We start from the raw sequence: 20,737 nt of genomic DNA, 5'->3' as shown, positions 1-20,737 counted from the left end.
ACACCCAGCCGACCCGACTGTCACCCAGCCGACCCGCGGGAATGCCACCCGCGCCGCCGCCGCTACATCCCATGCGCTCAGCGACCGGAATCCAGCCACAACCCAGGCTCACACCGCCCAGGGCTGCCGGACCCGGCCCTTCCGGCGGCTCTCCGCCGCCACCCACCCCGCCGAACGGAGGAACACCATGAGCGACCAGCTCGACCCCGCCGCCCCGGCGACCGCCCAGACGGCGGAGCCGGCCACGGCCGACAAGGTGACCCGCACCGACGCCGAATGGCGCTCCGTCCTCGACCCGGCCCGCTACCAGATCCTGCGCCAGGCCGCCACCGAGCGGCCCTTCACCGGCGCCTACACCTACAGCAAGGAAACCGGCACCTACCAGTGCGGCGCCTGCGGCAACCCGCTGTTCTCCTCGGACACCAAGTACGACTCCGGCTCCGGCTGGCCCAGCTTCTACGAGCCCCTCACCCCGGACGCCGTCGAGTTCGTCGATGACAGCACCCACGGCATGGTCCGCACCGAGGTCCGCTGCGGCCGCTGCGGCTCCCACCTCGGCCACGTCTTCCCCGACGGCCCCCAGCCCACCGGACAGCGCTACTGCATGAACAGCCTCGCGCTCGACCTGAACCCCACCACCGAAAGCTGAACCACCGGCGCCCGCTCTGGCTCTGGCTCGATCAGGGCCAGAGCCAGACACCGCCGAGGACTGTCACAGCCCTTGGCATTGCTGGTGATCTGGCGCCGCTCCCGGCCAGGTTGGCCAAGCGGAGCAGGCCGGTCATACCTCCTGGCCGTCAGAACATCCGCGCGAACGGCATCAGGTAGGACTCAACGGAGCCGAGCCCAGGATCACGGCCACCCGCCCAACGCGGTGGACGCCGTGCCAGAGCCGGTGACGTTTGCCCGTCGCCATGATCGCTGACTACGCCCTCTGGTGGCTACGCGACAGCGCAGGATACGACCACCCGAGGGCCGAAACGGCGATCATGGGGTCGCCGGAGCGGGCGAACCTCGCCGGAGGCGGCACCAGGCACCATCCCCCCAGCTCGTCCGAGCGGTGTCCCGGCCGAAAGCCATAGGGGGCAACGCTTCGCAGGTCGCCGCGCCCGCTCCCAGATACCTGGGCCCAGTCCGGTCACCCACGCCGGCCGGCGGGCCCACCGGGACCCCAGTCCCGGCCCGACGGCGGCCATCGTTGTGGCTGGCGCTCCGGTATCCACAGCCAGCGTCCCGGCCCCGCCACCAGCGACTACGGTGACCCATCGGAGGACCACGGCACCACCCCGCGGCCAGACGGCCGGCAGACATCGCAGACGAACCGCAGCCGGCCCGCCGGCGCCACTTGGGGGCGTTCCCGCCAACAGCAGGAGACGCCATGACCACCACCCGCGACCCCGGCCCCCGCCCGCACCCCCGACCGACGACCACCTTCCCCAGCCCGGAACGCCGCCCGGCCGGCGGCGCCGGTCGGCCCGTCCAACTCGTCGACCCCGAGCGGCTCCTCGACGAGCTGTGCGAGCAGTTCGAGACCCGGTACGACGCCCTGATCGACGAGGCCATCGCCATCCACGGCTGGGCGTTGCAGACCGCCCCCGCCCACCACGGCAGGCCACGCCTCGCGTACACCGTCGGCCTCACCGCCCACGACGGGCATCCCGAACTGATCATCACGGGGCTACGGTCCAACGTGGCCGCCCGGATCCTGAATGTCCTGTGCGACCACGTGCGCGACGGCCAACGCCTCGGCACCCGCCAGCAGTGCGCAGACTTCCCCGGCTGGCCCCGCCTCGCGCTCCTCGACGTCGACCCCGACAACAGCGCCGACCTCCTCGTCGCCGCCAACCGCCGCTACCAGCCCACCGACGGCCCACCCGTCGACGCGCTCCAGGTCGTCTGGTGCGACCCCGCCGGCAACCTGCCCTGGGAGCCCGGCTGGGTCCTGCCCCAGGACGCCCAGCCAGTCCTGCACTACCCGCTGGACCCATTCGTCGACCTCGACGACGAGGACGACGAAGAGCGGGAGGACGAGACCGGACCAGGCGTCGAGGGCCGGCGTGACTCCCTCCACGGGGAGCAGGAGGACGACGTCACCCCGCCGCCCATCAGGATCGGCTGACCACCCCACCGCGCCAGCGAATCGCCACCCGCCCACAACGCGACAGCGGCGGGTGGCGGCTTGCTGGCGCGCAGCGGCAACCACGGCCTTCATCGACGCGGCGGAGGTCCGCCGGCCCCGGACCAGAGCAGTGGGCATCCTCCCGGCGCAGCGATCGGGGGCGGTCCACGCGGCCGACGAAGTCCAGGTGCCTTTGTTTGTTGGTGAGCCCCGTAGGGGCCTTATGCGGTTCTCTGGACCTAAAGATCAACATCGGAGTTGGGCGCACGTCAACAGCGTTGACTATCTTGTGGGCTTTCCGGTGATCCGCGGTCTGCCGGCCAGCCTGCGCCTTGTGCGGCGTCGAGCCTCCAGCCGAGCCCCGCAACAGCCCCTCGCCCGATCGCTGCCCCGGGAGGAAGCCCACTGCCCTGGTCCGGGCCGTCGGGCTTCGTCCCGGCGGCGAGCAGAATAGGAGCGTGTCCGCCACCCTTGTCGCCTCTGGCCTGTCCGTCGTCCGCGGAGGGCAGGTGGTCCTCGACGGAGTGGACCTCACCGTCGCGCCGGGCGACCGCGTCGGCGTCGTCGGCCCCAACGGGGTCGGCAAGTCGACGCTGCTGCGGGCGCTGGCCAGCCAGGCGGTACTGGACGCCGGCCGGGTCGAGCTCTCGCCGCCGTCGGCCAACGTCGGCCTGCTGCCGCAGGAGCCGGACCGCCGCCCCGGCGAGACGCTGCGCGCCTTCCTGGAGCGGCGTACCGGTGTCGCCGCGGCGCAGGCCGCCCTCGACGAGGCCACCGAGGCGCTCACCGAGGGCCGCGCCGGCGCCGACGACGCCTACGCGGTGGCCCTCGAACGGTGGCTGGCGATCGGCGGCGCCGACCTCGACGTGCGCGCCGAGCAGGTCTGCGCCGAGCTGGGCCTGCCGGCGGACGCGCTCGACGCGCCGACGACCGCGCTGTCCGGCGGCCAGGCCGCCCGCGGGTCACTCGCCGCGGTGCTGCTGTCCCGCTTCGACATCACCCTGCTCGACGAGCCGACGAACGACCTGGACTTCGACGGCCTCGAACGGCTGGAACGGTTCGTCACCGGGATCTCCGGCGCGCTGGTCGTGGTCAGCCACGACCGGGCCTTCCTCGACCGGGTGATCGACAGCGTCGCCGAGATCGACCAGCACCGCCGCGACGTCACCCACTACGCGGGCGGCTGGGAGGCCTACCTGGAGGCGCGGGACATCGACCGCCGCCATGCCCGCGAACGCTACGAGGACTTCGCGGACACCCGGGCCGGCCTGGTCTCCCAGGTGCAGCGCCAGCGGGAGCAGTCGGTGCGCGGCGCGATCCGGGCCAAGCGCAAGGTCCCGGACAACGACCGCTCGGTGCGCAGCTACAAGATCGAGGCGGCGACGAAGAGCGCGTCCCGGGTCCGCAACCTGGAGACGAAGCTGAACCGGCTGGAGGAGGTCGACGAGCCGCGCAAAGAGTGGCAGCTGCGGATGACGATCGCCGCGGCGCCCCGTTCTGGCGACGTGGTCGCCACCCTGGCCGGCGCGGTCGTCGCGTACCCGGCCGAGCCGGCCGCCACGGCGGGCGGCTTCCGGCTCGGGCCGGTCGACCTGACCCTGTCCTGGGCGGACCGCGTCGTCATCACCGGGCCGAACGGCGGCGGGAAGTCGACGCTGCTCGCCGCGCTGCTGGGCCGGGTGCCGCTGGCCGCCGGGACGGCGACGCTCGGCTCCGGCGTGCGCGTCGGCCAGGTCGACCAGGCCCGGGACCGGTTCCGCGGCGAGGAGACGACGCTCGCGATCGCGGAGGAGGCCACCGGCTGGGTGATGGCCGAGGTGCGCACCCTGTTCGCCAAGTTCGGCCTGGCCGCCGACCAGATGACCCGGCCAGCGGGCGCCCTCTCCCCCGGCGAACGGACCAGGGCCGGGCTCGCGCTGCTGCAGGCCGTCGGGGTCAACTGCCTCGTGCTCGACGAGCCGACGAACCACCTCGACCTGCCGGCGATCGAGCAGCTGGAGTCCGCGCTCGAGACCTACCCGGGCACGCTGCTGCTGGTCAGCCACGACCGCCGGATGCTCGACGCCGTCCGCGTCACCCGCCGGCTGCACGTCGAGGCCGGCCAGGTCACCGAGTCGGCCCTGTAGGTCCTCGGGGCGCCCGCACGGCGGGCCGGAGCCCCCGGAGACCAGCCCCCAGAGACGACTGATCCCCGCCGGGCGCCAGGAGCCGGCGGGGATCAAGGTTGTGCGCGTTTCGAGCCACCGGGGACAGCGGCTCAGACCATCCCCCCCGTAGAAGGTCTGAGCCGCTGTCCCCGGCAGGCCCTCCCTGCGTGGACACCCCCCAGCGCCCACAACAACGAGGCGGGCTACCCACGCCCTGTTGTCGGGGTTAAGCCTTTCGTAGTCCGCAAGGCCGAGCCAGCTCGCGGCCGCGTCCTTTCAGCGACGTGCTCCCACGCCCGTCCTCGGATATCCGAGGATGTGCCGTCATCGGCCGCCGAGACGTTGTTAGGCTGTGCTCGCTGTGATAGTGCCGCGCCCTCGCCCAAGGAGAGCGGTCGTGACGGAAGCGCCCGACGAGGACCTGTCCCCCGTCCTGTCCGGACTCATGCGTGCCGCCCGGCGCAAGACCGACGCCGGACGCAAGGTGCTCGCCAACGACGAGCTGACGCGTGAGTACCTGGAGGCGGGACGGCGGCTGATCGACGCCCAGCTCGGCCCGGCCGAGGGGGCCGACCCCGAGGACCGGCCCCTGTTCCGCTGGCTGTCGCAGCGCGCGGTGATCGACGAGGTCACCCGCAGCGGGGAGCGGCTGCATGGCTCCGAGGGCACGTTCCGCGACCGCTGGCCCTACCAGCCGGACTTCATCCGCGACGTGCTGTCCTACAGCCTGCGCGGGGCGCACTGGCAGGAGATCGCCGACCGCACCGCGGAGGCCCGCGACCGCCTCGCCGACGCCGAGGACGTCGTCCGCGCCGTCCATGACGCCGCCTACCAGGACCTGATCGTCAGCCAGAACAGCCCGGCGATGCGGACGTGGCTGATCGGCGCGGCGATGGCGGCCCGGGACGAGATCGCCCGCTCGACGGTGCAGGAGATGTACCGGATCAGCACCCAGGCCTGGCAGGACTCCTACGAGAAGGCGGCCGCCGCCCGCGGCCTCAAGCCCCGCGCCGGCCTGACCATCGAGGACCTCAACTTCATCATGACGGCCGTCACCGAGGGCATGCAGGTGCGCCTGATGGTCGAGGACGACGGCCGGGTCTTCGACCACGAACGGCGCACCTCACTGCTCGGCACAGCGGCCCTGGCCCTGCTCGTCGCCTGCTTCGACCACCTCGACGACGGGCTGAGCCTTGAGGACCTCGTCCGCCTCGCGGTCAGCCCCGCGTCCGACGGGCCGGAGCAGGCCGCCGAGAGCGCCGAGCCCGAGGCGACCCCAGAGCAGGCCTGAGTCCACGGGGGTGGACAACTCGCGGCGCCCCCGTGGACTCAGGCCAGACGACGACAAGCCCGGACGACGATCGGGGCGGCGCAGGCCGAGCCGCTCAGCCTCGGCGCGGTGGGGCCGAGGCCGCGGGGCCGCCTCGGGGCCCCACGCTTCTAGTCCTAGGTCTAGTCGGTGCGCTGTCCGACGCGCAGGACGCCCAGGTAGCGGCGTGGCGCCCGGTCGCCCATCCGGGTGCGGATGCGCGTGGCGATGGCGTCGAGCAGCGGCTCGCGGACCTCATGGGCGAGCTTCCGGTAGATCGACTGCGTGCGCAGGAGATCGGCGAAGCCGGCCCCGTCGAACCACTGGACGATCGGGTACCAGCGCACCGTCGTCGGGCCGAACAAGGCGCCCGGGTCGCGGACCAGTCCCCAGCCCTCGGTGGTGGTGCGCACGTCCTCCTCCAGCGGCGGATGCCCCCAGTCAGGGTTCCCGGGGGACAGCCGTTCGTGGAGGTCGGCGGTCTCGGCGTACACCTCCGGCTCCCCGGGCCGGCGGACGACGATGTTGCCGATCAGGGCCATCCAACCGCCGGGCTGGAGCACCTCGTGCGCGCGCCGCCAGCCGACCGACGGGTCGACCCAGTGCCACGACGCCGCGGCCACGAGGACGTCGAAGCGCCGACCGCGGTCATCCCAGTCCTCGAACGTCGACGACTCGACCTCGACGTCGCCGAACGCGGCCAGCCGCCGGCGGGCGAGCGCCGCCATTCCCGCGCCGGGCTCGACGGCGGTCACCGGGCAACCCAGCGCCGCCAGGCCTCGTGTCGCCTGGCCCGTGCCGCAGCCCACCTCCAGCACCGTCGACCCTTCGGCCAGACCAGTGATGGTGGCGAGGTCCGCGAACAGCTCGTCGGGGTATCCCGGGCGCACCCGGTCGTAGAGCTCCGGCACCTCGTCGAACACCCGGCCGAGGTCGCGTCGATCGAGGCATGACCGTGCGAGCTGTCCCAGGCGCACATCGAGCGGCTGCACGCGGCCCGCGAGGGGCGCGGTGCCGTCCCACCAGGTGATCGCGGCCACCTCGTCGTTGGGGACGAAGGTGTCACCCGCCGCGGCACGTCCGGCGTAGACCGCCGCGTATTCGGCACGACGTTCGGGACCCAGAGCGAACCGCGCGAAGCCGGCGAACAACAGGTCGCCTTCCACCTGGTGGCCGGCTTCCTCCCGCAGCTCGCGTACCGCCGCCTGCCGCGGTGTCTCGCCCGTGTCGATCATCCCGCCGGGCAGCTCCCACTGCTGCCGACGGCGGTCGAACACCAGCAGTAGGCGGCCTTCGTCGGTCCAGAGCGCGACCAGGGATGCGGGCAGTGGGGCGTCACGGAGGTCGGCGTCCTCACCGATCTCGTGGAACGCGACCAGGAGGTTCCCGTCCTTGTCGGCGGCAAGGGGCGCCGGGGCGCGATCACTCACGCGAGCCAGTATCTGCGCTCCAGAAAGGGGCGTCTCCGTCGCGCGAAACAGCCTGCGAGCGCGGGCGGGCAGCCGTAAGATCCAGGGTCAGGTGAGCGGAGTGTGCTTGTCCAGCTCGCCGGAGGCACGTTGGCAGGCCGACTCGGCCTGGGTGGGATCGATGGAGACCAGGTGCTCGACGACACGGCGAGCCATCGCGGCGAACGAGCCCCGCTCATCCTCGGCCAGCGGGGCGAGGATGTGGTCCTCCACGAGACGCAGCCGGTCCTGGGCCGCGTCGTAGGCGGTCCGGCCGTGGTCGGTTCCAACGATCATGCGGGCTCGGCGGTCGGCCGGGTCCGGCCGGCGCTCGACGAGGCCGGCGTCCTCCATCTGGTCGATGAGGTGAACCATGACCGTCCGGTCGATCCCGAACCGGCGGGCGACCTCGATCTGGTTGGGCGCCCGGCCGCAGAGCGAGGCTCCCAGCACATACAGCCCGCGCAGGCCGCCCGGCACCGAGTCGACCGCCGCGGACGCCGCGGCCAGGTAGCCGTGCTGGATCTGGCCGACCAGCCAGCCGAGGTCCTTGGCCATGTCGTCCGTGACCAGCGCGTCGACGTTGGCGGGCGGGCAGTCGGGTTCCGGGGCGCACGGGCCGGTGAGGGCCTGGTCGGCCCCGGCTCCTGTTAGCTGCGCCATCGCACGAGGGTACCCCGGAATGACTTCCGTTCGTCAGTGTTTACGATGAGCGGCGCAGCAACTAATCTGTTCGATAGACGATCTGCCGGATAGCCGACCTGGGGGCAGCCGCACGGCGGCCCGAGCCCCGAACGTCCTTACGAGGAGTGTCACCATGGCCCACCTGCTGCACATCGAGTCCAGCCTCGCCGGCGACAACTCCGTCTCCCGCGCGGTCGCCAAGGAGTACGTCGCCGAGTGGCAGGCACGGAACCCCGACGGCGTCGTCACCTACCGCGACCTCGCGGCCCAGCCGCCGACTCACCTGGACTGGACCGCCGTCTCCGCCGGGATGACCCCCGAGGAGCAGCGTGGCCCCGAGCAGACCGAGGCCGTCAAAGCACGCGGGACCTACATCGGCGAGGTGTCCGCCGCGGACGAGGTGGTCTTCACCGCCCCGATGTACAACTTCTCGATCCCCTCGACCCTGAAGGCCTGGATCGACCAGATCATGGTCCATGGCCTGACCCTCGCCGACGGCACGAACCCGGGCCTGCTCGGCGGCAAGAAGATCACCATCGTGACCTCCCAGGGCGGCTCCTACGCGCCGGGCACCCCGAAGGACGGCTGGGACCACGTGACGCCGTACCTGACCCACGTCGTTGAGGCACTTGGCGCCGAGGACGTCGAGTTCGTCAACGTCCACATGACCCTCTCGGGCGTCAACCCGGCGCTGGCGGAGTTCCAGCCGCTGTTCCACGCCTCGCGGGCCGCCGCCACCGACGCCGTCAAGGTCCGCGTCAGCGCCTGAGCGACGCCACCGAGCGCTCCTCACCCCGCCGCGCGGGCCAGAGGCGAACGCGCCCGTCGACACTCGTCCACCAACCCGGCCCCCTTCGGCCCGGTGGATAGTGCCGGCGGGCGCGTCCGTCTCCGCCGGCCCGATGGACGCTCGCGTCAGCCGCGGCGCAGTTCCCGGGCACGGGGTCGGCCAATGGTGTGGTCGCTGCCATGACCTTTCGACCTGCCCTGGTCGCGCGGACGAGGCGCCTTCGCGCCTAAAGGACAGGACGGCCGGGGGTCGGTTCGGCCTGTGGGAGCGGGCCGTCGACCGGGCCGATCGGCCCGCCGCGCGGCCTGTCGCGGCTGGTCCGAACGGCAGGGACGAACCGGTGAGGCCGTTCTGAGCTGGATGAACCGGGTATCGTATGGATCATGAGCGAAGTGCGGGTGTTCCTGCTGGATGACCACGAGATCGTGCGTCGTGGCATCCGCGAGATGCTCGAGGACACCGGCGACATCCAGGTCGTCGGCGAGGCCTCGACCGCCGCCGAGGCGCTGCGCCGCCTCCCGGCCGCCGCGCCGAACGTCGCCGTTCTCGACGCCCGGTTGGAGGACGGCAGCGGCATCGACGTCTGCCGGGACATCCGCTCCGCCCACCCGGAGATCGGCTGCCTCATCCTCACGTCGTATGACGACGACGACGCGCTGTTCTCCGCGATCATGGCTGGCGCGGCCGGCTACCTGCTCAAGCAGATCAAGGGCACCGACCTGATCGGCGCGATCCGCACGATCGCCGCGGGCCGGTCGCTGCTCGACCCGGCCGTCACCCAGCGCGTCCTCACCCGCCTGCGCGAGGGACCGACGCAGGACCCGAAGCTCGCAGCCCTCGGCACCCGCGAGCGGGAGATCCTGCACCTGGTCGCCGAGGGCCTCACGAACCGGCAGATCGCCAGCCGGATCCACCTGTCCGAGAAGACGGTCAAGAACTACGTCTCCTCGATCCTGGTCAAGCTGGAACTGACCAGCCGGACCCAGGCCGCGGTGTTCGCCGCCCGGGTCGAGAAGTAGCCCCCCAGCCGAGCCCCGCCGCCGCCGGCTGACGGTACCCGGCACCCGGCACCCGGCACCCGGCACCCGGCACCCGGGCCATGATCGCCGCTTGGGCCCTCGCGTGGTTGTTACCAGCGGCTTTCTACGACCATGTCAGGGCCGAAACGGCGATCACAGCCACCAACGTGCCGCCCAGGCAGCGCTCGCCGAGCCAGCCCGGCGTCAGGCGGGCGAAGCCGGGGGCGGGATCCTGTCGAGGGCGGTCAGGTCGGCGGCGGTGAGTTCCCAGGCGGCCGCCGCCGCGTTGGCGGCGACCTGCTCGGGCCTGGTCGCCCCGGCGATGACGCTGGAGACGCCGTTCTGGGCCGCGAGCCAGGCGATCGCCAGCTCCAGGATCGTGTGGCCCCGCTCCCGGGCGAACGCCGTCAGCGCGTCGATGTAGGCGAAGTTCTCCGCAGTCGCGGTCCGGGCGAAGAACGGCAGGTCCCCGAGCCGCGATCCCGCCGGGAACGGCACCCCCGCCTGGTACTTGCCGGAAAGCAAGCCGGAGGCCAGCGGGAAGTAGGGAACGATCCCCATCCCAGCCTTCACCGCCGCCGGCACGATCTGCGCCTCGACGCTCCGGGACAGCAGGCTCCATTCGATCTGGGCCGCCGTGAACGGCGCGACCCCGTGCCCGTCGGCGTAGGAAGTCCGCTCCTCGATCTGCGGCCCCGTGACGTTGGAGCAGGCGAGGTGGCGCACCTTGCCCGCCCTGACGAGCTCGTCGAACGTGTCCATCGCCTCGGCGTTCGGGGCGTCGGCGTCGACATAGTGCTGGTAGTAGACGTCGATCCGGTCGGTGCCCAGCCGACGCAGGCTGCCCTCGCAGCCAGCCAGGATGCGCCGGCGCAGGATGCCCGGGGCGTAGGGCTCGTCCGCCGGGCGGGGCAGCACCTTGGTCGCGATGATGACCTCGTCGCGCCGGGACCCGAGGGCCGCTCCGAGGTACTCCTCCGACCTCCCGCCGCCGTACATCTCGGCCGTGTCGAAATGGGTGATCCCGGCGTCGAGCGCGGCACCCACGACCGCCGCCGTCGCCGCGGCGTCGATCTTCATCCCGAAGTTGTTGCAGCCCAGCCCGACGACGGACACCGCCGGCCCGCTCGTGCCCAACGGCCGTGTCTGCATGGACCCTCCGCTCACGACGACTCCCACCTGATCGCAGAGTACGGTCCCGCCGCGCGCCGGCGCCGGGCGTGGCCGGCGGACGCCCTGGCAGCGGTCCCGGCCGACCGGTTCTCCAGGCCCGGATCGGGCCTATGGGAGGATCGGCGGGTTGACACAAGGGAAGCGGGACCGATGGACGGCGGTTGGACGGGCGCGGGCCTGGGCGGGATGACCGCCGAGGACGAGTTCGCCCTCGGCGACCTGCGGATCGGCGCGGTGCTCGGTCGCGGCGCGACCGGAGAGGTCCGCCGAGCGGTCACCCCGAACGGCGAGCTGGTCGCCGTCAAGCTGCTGCGCCAGGAACTGGCCGACGACGACCAGGTGGTCGCCCGGCTGCTGCGGGAATGCTCGGTCGTCGCCCGGCTCGCCGACCGGCACATCATCCGGATTCGGCACCTCATCGCCCAGGACGACCGCGTCGGCATCGTCATGGACTACCTACCAGACGGCGACCTGCGCGGCCTGCTGCGCCGCCGTGGCACCCTCACCCCGACCGACGCCGGCCGGCTGACCGGCCAGGTGCTGGTCGCCCTGCGCCGGGCGCACGAGGCCGGCGTCGTGCACCGCGATGTCAAGCCGGAGAACGTGCTGCTCGACGGCGACGACGCGGTCCTCACCGACTTCGGCATCGCCCGCCAGCTGGAAGGCCCGTCGCTGACGACCGGCACCGGAATTCTGGGAACGCCGTCGTACCTGGCCCCCGAGCTGGCCAGCGCCCAGCCGACGACCCCGGCCGTCGACATCTACTCGACCGGCTGCCTGTTCTACGAGCTGCTCGCGGGCCAGCCGCCGTTCGTCGGCGGCCCCGCGATCGCCGTGCTGCTCCGCCACGTCAACGAGACCCCCGTGCGGCCCGCGGACCTGTCCGACCAGCTCTGGGACCTCCTCGCCGCGATGCTCGCCAAGCAGCCCGGGGACCGCCCGACCGCGTCCCAGGCGATCGCGACGTTGACCGCGTTGGAACCGACGTTCTCCGGCCTGCCCGCGCTGCCCCGGCTGGGCCGCCCGGACTCGTCGACGTCGGGCCCGCGGACCCACGAGTCCGTGCCGACGTGGAGCCTGACGCCGGACTGGGACCGCAACCTCACGACGCACGTGCCCGGTGGGCTCGACGACGACGGCGCGCAGCCCACCCTGCTCAACCGTTTCCTCGCCGACGACGCGGTCGCCGAGACCCGGACCGACCTGCCGGCCAGCCGCCGGCCGGACGCCCGGGTCCGGGAGCCGGCGGCCGCTGGCCAACACCCAGGTTCCGGCCCCGGCTCGGCGCCGCCGCCGGATCGGGTCCTGCCGCCGGGTGCCACCGGCCGTCGGCGGCGTCCCGACCGGTCGCGCCGCGGGCTCATGCTGCTGGTCGCCGCCATCGTCGTGCTGGTGCTCGCCGGCACGGGTATCGCGGTCGCGCTGCGGGCCGCCGGACACGGTAATCCCGCGAACGACACCGGGGCCGAGTCCGGACCCACGTTCGGGCTCACTCCCGAACCATCGGCGAGCGCGCCCGGCGACCGGTCGAGCAACCCCGGGCCCAGGCCGTCCGCCTCGGCGAGGCCCACGTCGTCGCCCACCCAGTCGGCGACCGCGACCGCCTCGCCGTCGGCTGGCGCGCCGGCGCAGCCGGTCCTGCGGGCGACGGCCCAGTCTGGCGCGGTGTCGCTGACGATCACCCAGCCCGACGGCGGCTCCGTCACCAGCTACCAGATCGCCGCCACCGGCCTGGCGACCAGGACCGTCGCCGCCGGGCGGACCACCGTCGCCGTGAAGGTGCCCGACTGCGCCAGCCGCTCGTTCACGGTGACCGCCGTGGGCCCCGGCGGCTCGACCCCGTCGGCGCCCGTCGACGCCGTCGGCTGCGTGGCGCCAGGACAGGTCAGGAACGTCGTCCAGACCACCCCCGGCCCCGGAAGCCGCCGCCTGACCTGGGACCCGCCCGCGGACCTCGGCGGCGACAGCCAGGTCGACTACCGCATCGCCGTGACCGGGAACGGCACGGCCACCACTGTCACCACCAGCACCTCGCCGACCTTCCTCCTGAACTGCGCCACTGCCGCCGACGGTGCCGACTGCGCGGCCGGGGTGACCGTCTACATCGAGGCCCGCAACTCGATCGGCGCGGGCCCCAAGGTCCGCGTCCCGATCGACACCGCCAACGCCTCCCCCACACCCGCCGCCGGCTGAACCCCACCCCGGCGCCGGTTGATAAAAGGCGCAATTCGGTCACGGAATGACAGTTGCGGTGCTCCGCGCGGCGATGTCGCCTTCAGTGCGACACGAGCCGTTCGGATCGCGGTAGCCATCGAGAGCCGCCCTCGCGAACCTCAGTCGAGGGCGACCGTCAGTTCGGGGCCGGTGGCCTTGCGGACCTCGTCGACGGTGATGCCGGGGGCCAGCTCGCGCAGGACAAAACCGGTGCCGGGGACGACGTCGAGGACGGCCAGGTCTGTGATGACGCGGTGGACGCAGGACTTGCCGGTCAGCGGCAGGGAGCAGGTGTCGACCAGCTTGTGGCTGCCGTCCTTGGCGGTGTGCTCCATCATCACGATGACCTTGCGGGCGCCGTGGACGAGGTCCATCGCGCCGCCCATGCCCTTGACCATCTTGCCGGGGATCATCCAGTTGGCCAGGTCGCCGGTCGCGGAGACCTGCATCGCGCCGAGGACGGCGACGTCGACGTGTCCGCCGCGGATCATCGAGAACGACGTCGCGGAGTCGAAGAACGACGCGCCGGGCAGGACCGTGACGGTCTCCTTGCCGGCATTGATCAGGTCCGGGTCGACGTCGTCCTCGGTCGGGTAGGGGCCGACGCCGAGCACGCCGTTCTCCGAGTGCAGGACGACATGCACGCCCGCGGGCAGGTAGTTCGGCACGAGGGTCGGCAGGCCGATCCCGAGGTTGACGTACTGGCCGTCCTTGAGCTCCTGGGCGACGCGGGCGGCCAGCTCCGTACGGGACAGGCTCATGCCGACACCGTCCTCTTCTCGATGCGCTTCACGATGTCCGGCGCGTGCACGACCCGCTGGACGAAGATGCCCGGGGTGTGGATCTCGGCGGGATCGAGCTCGCCGGGCTCTACGATCTCCTCGACCTCGGCGATGGTGATCTTCCCTGCGGCGGCGCACAGCGGGTTGAAGTTCGCGGCGCTCTCCCGGTAGACGAGGTTGCCGTGGCGATCGCCCTTCCAGGCGTGCACCAGCGCGAAGTCGGTGACGATCGCGCGCTCCAGCACGTAGTCGACGCCGTCGAAGGCCCGCGTCTCCTTCGGTTCGGAGGCGAGCGCGACACCGCCCTTGCCGTCGTAACGCAGCGGCAGGCCACCGTCGGCGATCTGGGTGCCGACGCCGGCGGGCGTGTAGAACGCGGGGATACCGGCGCCACCGGCGCGCAGCCGCTCGGCCAGGGTGCCCTGCGGGACGAGCTCGACCTCCAGCTCACCGGCGAGGAACTGCCGCTCGAACTCCTTGTTCTCCCCGACGTAGGAGCCTGTCGTCCGCGCGATCTTGCCAGCCCGCAGCAGGACGCCCAGGCCCCAGCCGTCGACGCCGCAGTTGTTGCTCACGGTCTTCAGCCCGGAGACCCCGGCCTCGTGCAACGCGTCGATCAGCACGCTGGGGATGCCGCACAGGCCGAACCCGCCCACTGCCAGCGAGGCCCCGTCGCCGATGTCCGCCACCGCGTCGGCCGCGGCCGCCACCACCTTGTCCACCGCTCACCCGCCTCCCACCTCGTCCCACCAACCCGCGTCAGGTTAGTGGCGACTAACCAGTACGTCCAGCGTGTCCGAAACGGCCGGCCCCTTGGACTGCCACGCTTCCTCTCGCTAGCCGAGAGGGCCGCTCTCGCGTCGACCTTCAGCCCGACGAAGCCGACACTCCCCCGCCGACGACCCCGCACCCTCGCGCCAGCCGCCAGCCGCCAGCCGCCAGCCGCCAGGATGATCGCCGGTTCGGCCCTGGAGTGGCTGCGATCCGGCGTCGAACACGACCCTCCGAGGGCCGAAACAGCGATCTTGGCCCGATCAGGCCATCCCAGCGGGGCCGAGACAGCGGCGTTCCGGCGATCTCAACCAGATGGTTGACATGCGCGTCGAAGCGCGAGAGGGTTTCGTCAACCGAGTGGTTGAGGAGGTGGGGTTGTGGACCAGCTTTCCCGGGTGTTCGCGGCGCTGGCCGACCCGACCCGGCGGGACCTGGTCGCCCGGCTCACCGACGGTGACGCGACGGTCGGCGAGCTGGCGGCGCCCTACGAGGTGTCGGTGCAGGCGGTCTCCAAGCATCTGAAGGTGCTGGAGCAGGCCGGGCTCGTCAGCCGGGCGGGGGCCGCGCACCGCAGCCCGGTGCACCTGGAGGCCCAGGTCTTCGACCTGGCGACGGCCTGGCTGGAGCGTTACCGCCGCGAGGCCGAGCGGCGCTACCAACGCCTCGACGCCGTCCTCGCCGCCATGACCGGCGACTCCGCCGAAGAGACGCCCATGCAGAACGACGACCAACTGAGCAGGGAGACAGCCTGATGGCCACCACCAAGACGGTCACGATCGAAGCGGACCCGAACGTGCCGCTCGTCCGGATGACCCGCGACTTCCACGCCACACCCGCGCAGCTCGTGCGCGCCCACACGGACCCCGCGCTGTTCACCCAGTGGGTCGGCCCGGACGGCTTCGAGACCACGATCGACTACTGGGACGCGCGCACCGGCGGAAGCTGGCGTTACGTCGGCGCCCGGGGCGGCGTCGAGCACGCCTTCCACGGGTCGTTCCACGAGGTCGGTCCCGCGCGCCTGATCCAGACCTTCACCTACGAGGGTGCGCCGGACCAGGTGGCGCTCGAGACGATGTGGTTCGAGGACCTCGGAGACGGCCGCACCCGCCTGCACGCCCAGTCGCTGGTCGACAGTTTCGAGAGCCGTGACGCGTTCCTGAACAGCGGCATGGAGACCGGGGTCGAACAGGGCTACCTCAAGCTGGACGCCCTCCTGCGCGCCCTGGACGCCTGACATGGCGGAAGGACGATCCACCGCAGCAGACCGGCGCGAGGACACGAACCGGACCGGTCAGCCACAGGACGCCGGCACCGGCGGCTCCCTCGCGGCGCTGGCGGACCGGCCAGCCGAACGCCACCGCGCGGTCGCGGCGGGCTTCACCGACCGTGTTCTAGGCACCAAGGACTGGGACGCTCCCACGCCGGTGCCGGAGTGGACCGCGCGCGACGTCGTACGCCACCTGTGCGAGTGGTTTCCCGGGTTCCTGGCGGCTGGAACCGGCATCGAGCTGGCCCAGGGTCCCTCGGTCGACGAGGACCCGGTCGCCGCCTGGCAGGTACACGCCGACGCTGTCCAGGCGTTGCTGGACGATCCGGCGACCACGGACCGGAAGCTTCGTCATCCGATGGTCGGCGAGCACCCGCTCGCCCCCGCGGTCGACCAGTTCTACACGGTCGACATCTTCATGCACACCTGGGATCTCGCCCGTGCCACCGGTCAGGACGACAGCCTCGACCCCGACCTGTGCGCGGTCCTGTTGGCCGGGATGGAACCGATCGAGGGCCTGCTTCGGGACTCCGGCCAGTACGGCCCACGGGTCGAGGTCCCGGCCGGTTCCGGCGCGCAGACCCGCCTCCTCGCCTTCATCGGCCGCGATCCGTCGTTCGCGCCCCAGGCGTGACCGTGGCCTGGCACAGGCCCGCGAGGCCCTGAAATCCGGTAGTTGCATGCTTCGACGCCTCGTACGCTTTCCCGGTGCTCGTCGACGTCGCCACGTTCACCGTCGCCTCCGTGCTCATCGTGCTGCTGCCGGGGCCGGACACCCTCATCGTGGTGCGAAACCTGATGGCGGGCGGACGCCGGGCCGCCGTGCGAGCGTCGCTCGGTGTGATGACCGGGCTGGTCGTATGGGTCGTCGCGGCGGCACTCGGCCTGTCGGCGCTGCTGACCGCGAGCCACGACGCCTACCTCGGACTGCGGGTCGCGGGCGCGCTCTACCTGGGCTGGATGGGTTTCGTGACCCTGCGCGCCCGCCCCCACAAAGGCCCGGCCGGTGAACCCGCGCGCGGACGGCGCGGCGGCCTGGTGGGGACCGGGTTCACGTCCGGGCTGCTGACGGATCTCCTGAACCCGAAGGTCGGCGTCTTCTTCATGACGTTCCTGCCCGGGTTCATTCCGACCCACGCCCCGGTCGCGGCGACCTCGCTGCTGCTCGGCGGGATCTTCGTCGTGCTGACCGCCGGCTACTACGTCGCGTTGCTCGCCCTGTCTGGGCCGGTGACGCGCTGGCTGTCCGACGGGCCGGTCCGCCGCTGGGTCGACCGCGTCACCGGACTTGTGCTGATCGGCTTCGGGCTCCGCCTCGCCGTCGAGCCCTGAGCCGCTCGGAGCTGCCGCCCTCGTTCTGTCGCAGGCCGCCGCTACGGTGACCGGGTCACGGCCCACCGCCCGAGGGAGCACGCCATGGCCGAGGTCAGCACCGCCGTCGCGAACACGCCCGCCTGGATCGACGTCACCACGTCGGACGTCGACGCCGCCGTCGCGTTCTACACCACGCTCTTCGGGTGGGAGGCCCGCCGGTCGCCAGATCCGGCCGCCGGCGGGTACACCGAACTGGCGCTGCGCGGCCGGCGGGTCGCCGGCGCGGGTCCCGCCTTCCCCGGCTTTCCGAACGTCTGGATGACCTACCTCGGTGTGGCCGACGCCGACGAGACGGCGCGGCGGGCGCTGGCGGCCGGCGGCAAGGTGCTCGTCGAGCCGATGGACGTCCTCGACGCCGGCCGGCTCGCAGTCCTCGCCGACGTCGAGGGCGCGCCGATCGGGCTGTGGCAGCCGCGGGCCAACTCCGGGGTCGAGCTCGTCGACGAGCCGGGCGCGCTGTGCTGGACCGAGCTGGCGGTCCGCGACGCCGACGCCGCGGTCGGCTTCTACGAGGACGTGTTCGGCTGGACCGGGGAGCGCGAGAGCCTGGGCGACGGCGTCACCTACGTCTACTGGTCGCTCGACGGTCGCCGGTTCGGCGGCCTGATGCAGATGAACGAGGTCTGGCCGCCCGAGATCCCGGCCCACTGGATGGTCTACCTCCAGGTCGAGGACGCCGACGCCTGCGCCGCCGAGATCGCCCGCCTCGGCGGCTCCGTGCCGGTCCCGCCCACCAACATCCCGCCGGGCCGGTTCGCCGTCGCCAACGACCCTTTGGGCGCCCACTTCTCGATCCTCCAGCCGACCACTGCCGCGCCCTGACGCGCTTCGTCGCCCTGCTCGGCGCGGACCGACGCAAGCGGTCTCGCGCGGTGGCGCGGACCCGGGTCGCGGTGCTTACCCGGTGGACCTGACGACGGTGGTGATGGTGCCGTCGGGGGCGATCCTGCGTACCTGCTGGTTCCCGCCGTCCACGACGTAGACCGCGCCGGTCACATCGGCGGCGACGGCCCGGGGCTGCAGGAAGGTGGCCGCCGTCGCGGGGCCACCGTCGCCGTCCGCGCCCTCGCCGCCGGTCCCCGCGATCGTCCTGATGACTCCGTCCGGGCCGACCTTCCGCACGTTCGCGCGGCCCGGACTGACCAGGTAGAGGGATCCGTCGGGGCCGAGGCCGAGGCTGGGGACGGTCAGCCGTACCGCCGACGAGGTGGCCCGGCGGCCCTCGCCGGTTCGGCCGTTGGTGCTGATGTCCCAGTAGCCGCTGCCGGCGACGGTGGTCAGTCGACCGTCGGGGCTGATCCGCTGGACGGTGCCGCTGGCGATGTTGGTGAAGTAGATACTGCCGTCGGGGCCGTCCTCGATCGTGTTCGGGCCGCCGAGCTTGGCGGACGTCGCGCTCGCCGGGCCGCGGGTGAAGCCCGGCTGGCCGGTTCCGGCGACCGTGGTGATGATTCCGTCGGGCGTGATCCTGCGGACCCGGTTGCTCTGCAGATCCCCGAAGTAGATGGTGCCGTCGCCGAGCACCGCGACGTCCTCCACCCTGCCGACCTGCGCCTCGACGGCGGGGCCGCCGTCGCCGGAGGCCCCTTCCAGCCCGACCCCCGCCACGGTGGTGACGACACCGGCAGTGTCGATCTTGCGGATGCGGTAGCCGTTGATGTCCGGGACGTACAGGTTGCCCGCGTCGTCCCAGTCGACCTGCCCGGCGCCGGATATCCCGGCCTGCGATTCCCCGCCCACCGAGGAGACCTTCTCGTCGCCGACGATCGGCGTGACGGTGCCGTCCGGGTCGATCCGGTAGACGGTCGACCGGTTGAAGGAGTACCCGGAGACGTAGAGGACGCCGTCCCGGCTCACCGACACGTACTCGGGCTGGATCCCGTCCAGCGAGAGCATCGCGCCGGAGTAGGCGGGGCCTGGGCCCCCGGCCGGCACCGGAGCGTAGGCCCGGGTGGGACTGGGCGAGGGCGGGGCCGGGGTCGTCGTCCGCGCCGGGGCCGCCAGCGCGGCGGACACGTCACCCGAGCTGCCCCCGTCGGCGCGCAGCCTGACGCCGATGACCACCGCGGCGGCCATGAGCACGATGACCACACCTACGGCCAGCCCGACCAGCCACGGACGGCCAGCCAGCCCGCGGCCTCGATCAGGCGCCTCGGCCCCCACCGGCCCGCCCGGCACCGCCGCCTGGCCCTGTCCAAGCACCGGCACCGGTTGCCCTGGGGCGGGCGGCGCGGCGGCGGGCACGCTCTCCGGGACGGCCCAGGGCACGGCGGCCGGCGACTGGTCGGGCCGTTCGCTGGCGGGTTCCTCCGTCCCCGCGGACGAAGGTGTCTCGTCGGTCGGTGTCGCGCCAGCCGTCATGCCGTCCTGTCCTCACCCGCAGTGGAAACGGTCAGCCACTGCCAAGTGGGACGTGACCTCGAACGTCGGGAGCCTAGAGGTTCGGCGGGAGGTCACGACACCTGGGCGATGCCGCTCACCGGCCTGGCGACGGTGCGTGGCTTAGCCACGCCGCTCGGCGCCAGGTGCCGGCCGGCCGGCGCACGTCGGCGGCGCCCGCCAGGACTGAGGGGCGGACTCGGTGACCATCGGCTGTGGCCTGGCGGGCGCCAATATGCTCGCCCGGTGACGACGGTTCAGCGCGCTACCGACCTTTTGACGCCGCGGCTGTGCCTGCATCCGCTTACGGTCGAGGAGAGCAGGCGCATCGTCGACGAGACTCCGAACGCCCAGGACCGGTGGGCCGACGGTTTCCCACGAGAGGACGACCGCGACGGCGTGCGCGGCTTTCTGCACGTCGCCTCATCGGGCGTGGACCCGGCGCCGTTCGGCAATTACCGCGTCGACCTGGATTCGGTCGCCGTCGGGACCATCGGATTCTTCGGGCCGCCCGACGACGACGGCCAGGTCATGCTCGGATATGGCCTCGTGCCCGCCGCGCGGGGGCATGGGTACGCGACCGAGGCCGTCGGCCGTCTCGTGGAACTTTGCCGGTCCCATCCGGGCGTGCGCGCCATGCTCGCCGACACGGACACGGAGAACGTCGCCTCACAACGAGTGCTGACCAAGAACGGTTTCGAGTTCGTCCGTGAAGCGGACGCCCTGCGCTACTACCGCCTCGACGTCAGCACTCCCTCGTAAAGTGCCCCGGTGAGAACGGCCTAGGGCGCCTCAAGGTTGACCTTGGTGACGTAGCCGGCGCAGGAAGCGGCGCCGTTGTCGTCGCACGGCACCGGGAGCGTCCCGGTCACGGAGATGAAGGCAAGGCCAGGCCGCGCACCGGCCGGAATCCGGACCTGCGTGACGTAGGTGCCGTCCGGCCGGATGGGGACCGAGCCGAGATCGAGGTCAGGCTTGCCCACCTGGCGCAGGACGAGTCGGTGCGTGCCACCCGGGGCCGTCGCCCGGGCGCACGGATGGTCAAGGCTCGTGACAGTGAGCACGCTGCCGACCTTGACCGACCTCGGTGCGACGACGGGATGGTCCGCCTCGCACCCACTCCCCCGAACCTTCGCGCACCCGGCCAGACCCGCTACCAGCACGACCCAGAGCATCGCGCATCCGATCACGGCGGCCCAGCGCGCCTCAACCATTCTCGAAGGACGTCCCATCAGGCGGAGATGCCGATCTCCGTCCA

20 protein-coding genes are annotated in these 20,737 nt (G+C 72.4%); 13 read left to right on the top strand and 7 right to left on the bottom strand.

The genetic code is table 11. From position 1 onward, the window contains the following. Positions 1 to 187: 187 nt before the first annotated feature. From msrB to I6A60_RS24125, 4 genes are all read left to right on the top strand, one after another. A complete protein-coding gene (gene msrB, locus I6A60_RS24140; protein WP_203021452.1) occupies positions 188 to 649 on the top strand; it encodes a peptide-methionine (R)-S-oxide reductase MsrB in 462 nt (153 codons plus the stop codon). A 729-nt stretch (positions 650 to 1,378) separates the two neighbouring features. After that, positions 1,379 to 2,119 carry a DUF4262 domain-containing protein gene (locus I6A60_RS24135; RefSeq protein WP_203021451.1) on the top strand — a complete coding sequence of 247 codons (741 nt, stop codon included), beginning with the start codon at positions 1,379 to 1,381 and terminating at the stop codon, positions 2,117 to 2,119. A gap of 458 nt (positions 2,120 to 2,577) precedes the next feature. After that, a complete protein-coding gene (locus tag I6A60_RS24130) occupies positions 2,578 to 4,245 on the top strand; it encodes an ABC-F family ATP-binding cassette domain-containing protein (protein ID WP_203042683.1) in 1,668 nt (555 codons plus the stop codon). 418 nt (positions 4,246 to 4,663) lie between these two features. After that, positions 4,664 to 5,557 carry a hypothetical protein gene (locus I6A60_RS24125; protein WP_203021449.1) on the top strand — a complete coding sequence of 298 codons (894 nt, stop codon included), beginning with the start codon at positions 4,664 to 4,666 and terminating at the stop codon, positions 5,555 to 5,557. A 161-nt stretch (positions 5,558 to 5,718) separates the two neighbouring features. Here I6A60_RS24125 and I6A60_RS24120 read toward each other — a convergent pair whose 3' ends face one another. Both I6A60_RS24120 and I6A60_RS24115 read right to left on the bottom strand, forming a co-directional pair. Then, positions 5,719 to 7,005, bottom strand: coding sequence for an NUDIX domain-containing protein (locus I6A60_RS24120; RefSeq protein ID WP_203021448.1), 1,287 nt, complete (start codon positions 7,003 to 7,005; stop codon positions 5,719 to 5,721). Between the two features lie 87 nt (positions 7,006 to 7,092). Next, on the bottom strand, positions 7,093 to 7,686 hold the full coding sequence (locus I6A60_RS24115) for a MarR family winged helix-turn-helix transcriptional regulator (RefSeq protein WP_203021447.1): 594 nt from the start codon (positions 7,684 to 7,686) through the stop codon (positions 7,093 to 7,095). A 154-nt stretch (positions 7,687 to 7,840) separates the two neighbouring features. On the opposite strand from I6A60_RS24115, the gene I6A60_RS24110 reads away from it, so the two are divergent. After that, on the top strand, positions 7,841 to 8,476 hold the full coding sequence (locus tag I6A60_RS24110) for an FMN-dependent NADH-azoreductase (RefSeq protein WP_203021446.1): 636 nt from the start codon (positions 7,841 to 7,843) through the stop codon (positions 8,474 to 8,476). Positions 8,477 to 8,880: 404 nt separating this feature from the next. Beyond that, the gene (locus tag I6A60_RS24105) at positions 8,881 to 9,516 is read left to right on the top strand and encodes a response regulator transcription factor (RefSeq protein ID WP_203021445.1); all 636 of its coding nucleotides are present in this window, start codon (positions 8,881 to 8,883) and stop codon (positions 9,514 to 9,516) included. Between the two features lie 204 nt (positions 9,517 to 9,720). Here I6A60_RS24105 and I6A60_RS24100 read toward each other — a convergent pair whose 3' ends face one another. Beyond that, complete coding sequence (locus tag I6A60_RS24100) at positions 9,721 to 10,668, bottom strand: aldo/keto reductase (RefSeq protein ID WP_203021444.1); 948 nt, start codon at positions 10,666 to 10,668, stop codon at positions 9,721 to 9,723. A gap of 171 nt (positions 10,669 to 10,839) precedes the next feature. On the opposite strand from I6A60_RS24100, the gene I6A60_RS24095 reads away from it, so the two are divergent. Beyond that, entirely contained in the window at positions 10,840 to 12,882 is a 2,043-nt protein-coding gene (locus I6A60_RS24095; protein WP_203021443.1) for a serine/threonine-protein kinase, read from the top strand. 140 nt (positions 12,883 to 13,022) lie between these two features. On the opposite strand, the gene I6A60_RS24090 is transcribed toward I6A60_RS24095, so the two are convergent. Both I6A60_RS24090 and I6A60_RS24085 read right to left on the bottom strand, forming a co-directional pair. Next, positions 13,023 to 13,664 carry a CoA transferase subunit B gene (locus I6A60_RS24090; protein WP_203021442.1) on the bottom strand — a complete coding sequence of 214 codons (642 nt, stop codon included), beginning with the start codon at positions 13,662 to 13,664 and terminating at the stop codon, positions 13,023 to 13,025. Further along, complete coding sequence (locus I6A60_RS24085; RefSeq protein ID WP_203021441.1) at positions 13,661 to 14,407, bottom strand: CoA transferase subunit A; 747 nt, start codon at positions 14,405 to 14,407, stop codon at positions 13,661 to 13,663. Before I6A60_RS24085 ends, I6A60_RS24090 begins: the two co-directional genes overlap by 4 nt. A gap of 429 nt (positions 14,408 to 14,836) precedes the next feature. On the opposite strand from I6A60_RS24085, the gene I6A60_RS24080 reads away from it, so the two are divergent. The 5 genes from I6A60_RS24080 to I6A60_RS24060 all read left to right on the top strand — a co-directional run bounded on the left by I6A60_RS24080 (position 14,837) and on the right by I6A60_RS24060 (position 17,922). Further along, complete coding sequence (locus tag I6A60_RS24080; protein ID WP_203021440.1) at positions 14,837 to 15,211, top strand: metalloregulator ArsR/SmtB family transcription factor; 375 nt, start codon at positions 14,837 to 14,839, stop codon at positions 15,209 to 15,211. Beyond that, positions 15,211 to 15,693, top strand: a complete 483-nt coding sequence (locus tag I6A60_RS24075; protein WP_203021439.1) for an SRPBCC family protein — start codon at positions 15,211 to 15,213, stop codon at positions 15,691 to 15,693. The genes I6A60_RS24080 and I6A60_RS24075 overlap by 1 nt, the downstream gene beginning before the upstream one ends. 1 nt (position 15,694) lies before the next feature. Further along, a complete protein-coding gene (locus I6A60_RS24070) occupies positions 15,695 to 16,360 on the top strand; it encodes a TIGR03086 family metal-binding protein (protein ID WP_203021438.1) in 666 nt (221 codons plus the stop codon). A 74-nt stretch (positions 16,361 to 16,434) separates the two neighbouring features. Further along, on the top strand, positions 16,435 to 17,058 hold the full coding sequence (locus I6A60_RS24065) for a LysE family translocator (protein WP_203021437.1): 624 nt from the start codon (positions 16,435 to 16,437) through the stop codon (positions 17,056 to 17,058). Between the two features lie 84 nt (positions 17,059 to 17,142). After that, a complete protein-coding gene (locus I6A60_RS24060; protein WP_203021436.1) occupies positions 17,143 to 17,922 on the top strand; it encodes a VOC family protein in 780 nt (259 codons plus the stop codon). A gap of 75 nt (positions 17,923 to 17,997) precedes the next feature. On the opposite strand, the gene I6A60_RS24055 is transcribed toward I6A60_RS24060, so the two are convergent. Next, the gene (locus I6A60_RS24055; RefSeq protein ID WP_203021435.1) at positions 17,998 to 19,461 is read right to left on the bottom strand and encodes a hypothetical protein; all 1,464 of its coding nucleotides are present in this window, start codon (positions 19,459 to 19,461) and stop codon (positions 17,998 to 18,000) included. Between the two features lie 264 nt (positions 19,462 to 19,725). Between I6A60_RS24055 and I6A60_RS24050 the strand changes: the two genes are divergently transcribed. Next, positions 19,726 to 20,241, top strand: a complete 516-nt coding sequence (locus I6A60_RS24050) for a GNAT family N-acetyltransferase (protein ID WP_203021434.1) — start codon at positions 19,726 to 19,728, stop codon at positions 20,239 to 20,241. A gap of 20 nt (positions 20,242 to 20,261) precedes the next feature. Here I6A60_RS24050 and I6A60_RS24045 read toward each other — a convergent pair whose 3' ends face one another. Continuing rightward, positions 20,262 to 20,543 carry a hypothetical protein gene (locus tag I6A60_RS24045; protein WP_203042682.1) on the bottom strand — a complete coding sequence of 94 codons (282 nt, stop codon included), beginning with the start codon at positions 20,541 to 20,543 and terminating at the stop codon, positions 20,262 to 20,264. Positions 20,544 to 20,737: the final 194 nt, after the last annotated feature.

The organism is Frankia sp. AgB1.9, from assembly GCF_016786355.1.
Classification (GTDB): Bacteria; Actinomycetota; Actinomycetes; order Frankiales; family Frankiaceae; genus Pseudofrankia.
The sequence above is the reverse complement of the archived record's forward strand: the minus strand, read 5'-3'. Positions and strand labels throughout refer to the sequence as shown.

What these genes read in the sequence shown, in the direction of transcription:
- msrB (WP_203021452.1), top strand. Translation starts at nt 188, where the DNA reads ATGAGCGACCAGCTCGACCCCGCCGCCCCGGCGACCGCCCAGACGGCG.
- I6A60_RS24095 (WP_203021443.1), top strand. Translation starts at nt 10,840, where the DNA reads ATGGACGGCGGTTGGACGGGCGCGGGCCTGGGCGGGATGACCGCCGAG.
- I6A60_RS24115 (WP_203021447.1), bottom strand. Translation starts at nt 7,686, where the DNA reads ATGGCGCAGCTAACAGGAGCCGGGGCCGACCAGGCCCTCACCGGCCCG.
- I6A60_RS24135 (WP_203021451.1), top strand. Translation starts at nt 1,379, where the DNA reads ATGACCACCACCCGCGACCCCGGCCCCCGCCCGCACCCCCGACCGACG.
- I6A60_RS24110 (WP_203021446.1), top strand. Translation starts at nt 7,841, where the DNA reads ATGGCCCACCTGCTGCACATCGAGTCCAGCCTCGCCGGCGACAACTCC.
- I6A60_RS24060 (WP_203021436.1), top strand. Translation starts at nt 17,143, where the DNA reads ATGGCCGAGGTCAGCACCGCCGTCGCGAACACGCCCGCCTGGATCGAC.
- I6A60_RS24090 (WP_203021442.1), bottom strand. Translation starts at nt 13,664, where the DNA reads ATGAGCCTGTCCCGTACGGAGCTGGCCGCCCGCGTCGCCCAGGAGCTC.
- I6A60_RS24070 (WP_203021438.1), top strand. Translation starts at nt 15,695, where the DNA reads ATGGCGGAAGGACGATCCACCGCAGCAGACCGGCGCGAGGACACGAAC.
- I6A60_RS24075 (WP_203021439.1), top strand. Translation starts at nt 15,211, where the DNA reads ATGGCCACCACCAAGACGGTCACGATCGAAGCGGACCCGAACGTGCCG.
- I6A60_RS24055 (WP_203021435.1), bottom strand. Translation starts at nt 19,461, where the DNA reads ATGACGGCTGGCGCGACACCGACCGACGAGACACCTTCGTCCGCGGGG.
- I6A60_RS24105 (WP_203021445.1), top strand. Translation starts at nt 8,881, where the DNA reads ATGAGCGAAGTGCGGGTGTTCCTGCTGGATGACCACGAGATCGTGCGT.
- I6A60_RS24100 (WP_203021444.1), bottom strand. Translation starts at nt 10,668, where the DNA reads ATGCAGACACGGCCGTTGGGCACGAGCGGGCCGGCGGTGTCCGTCGTC.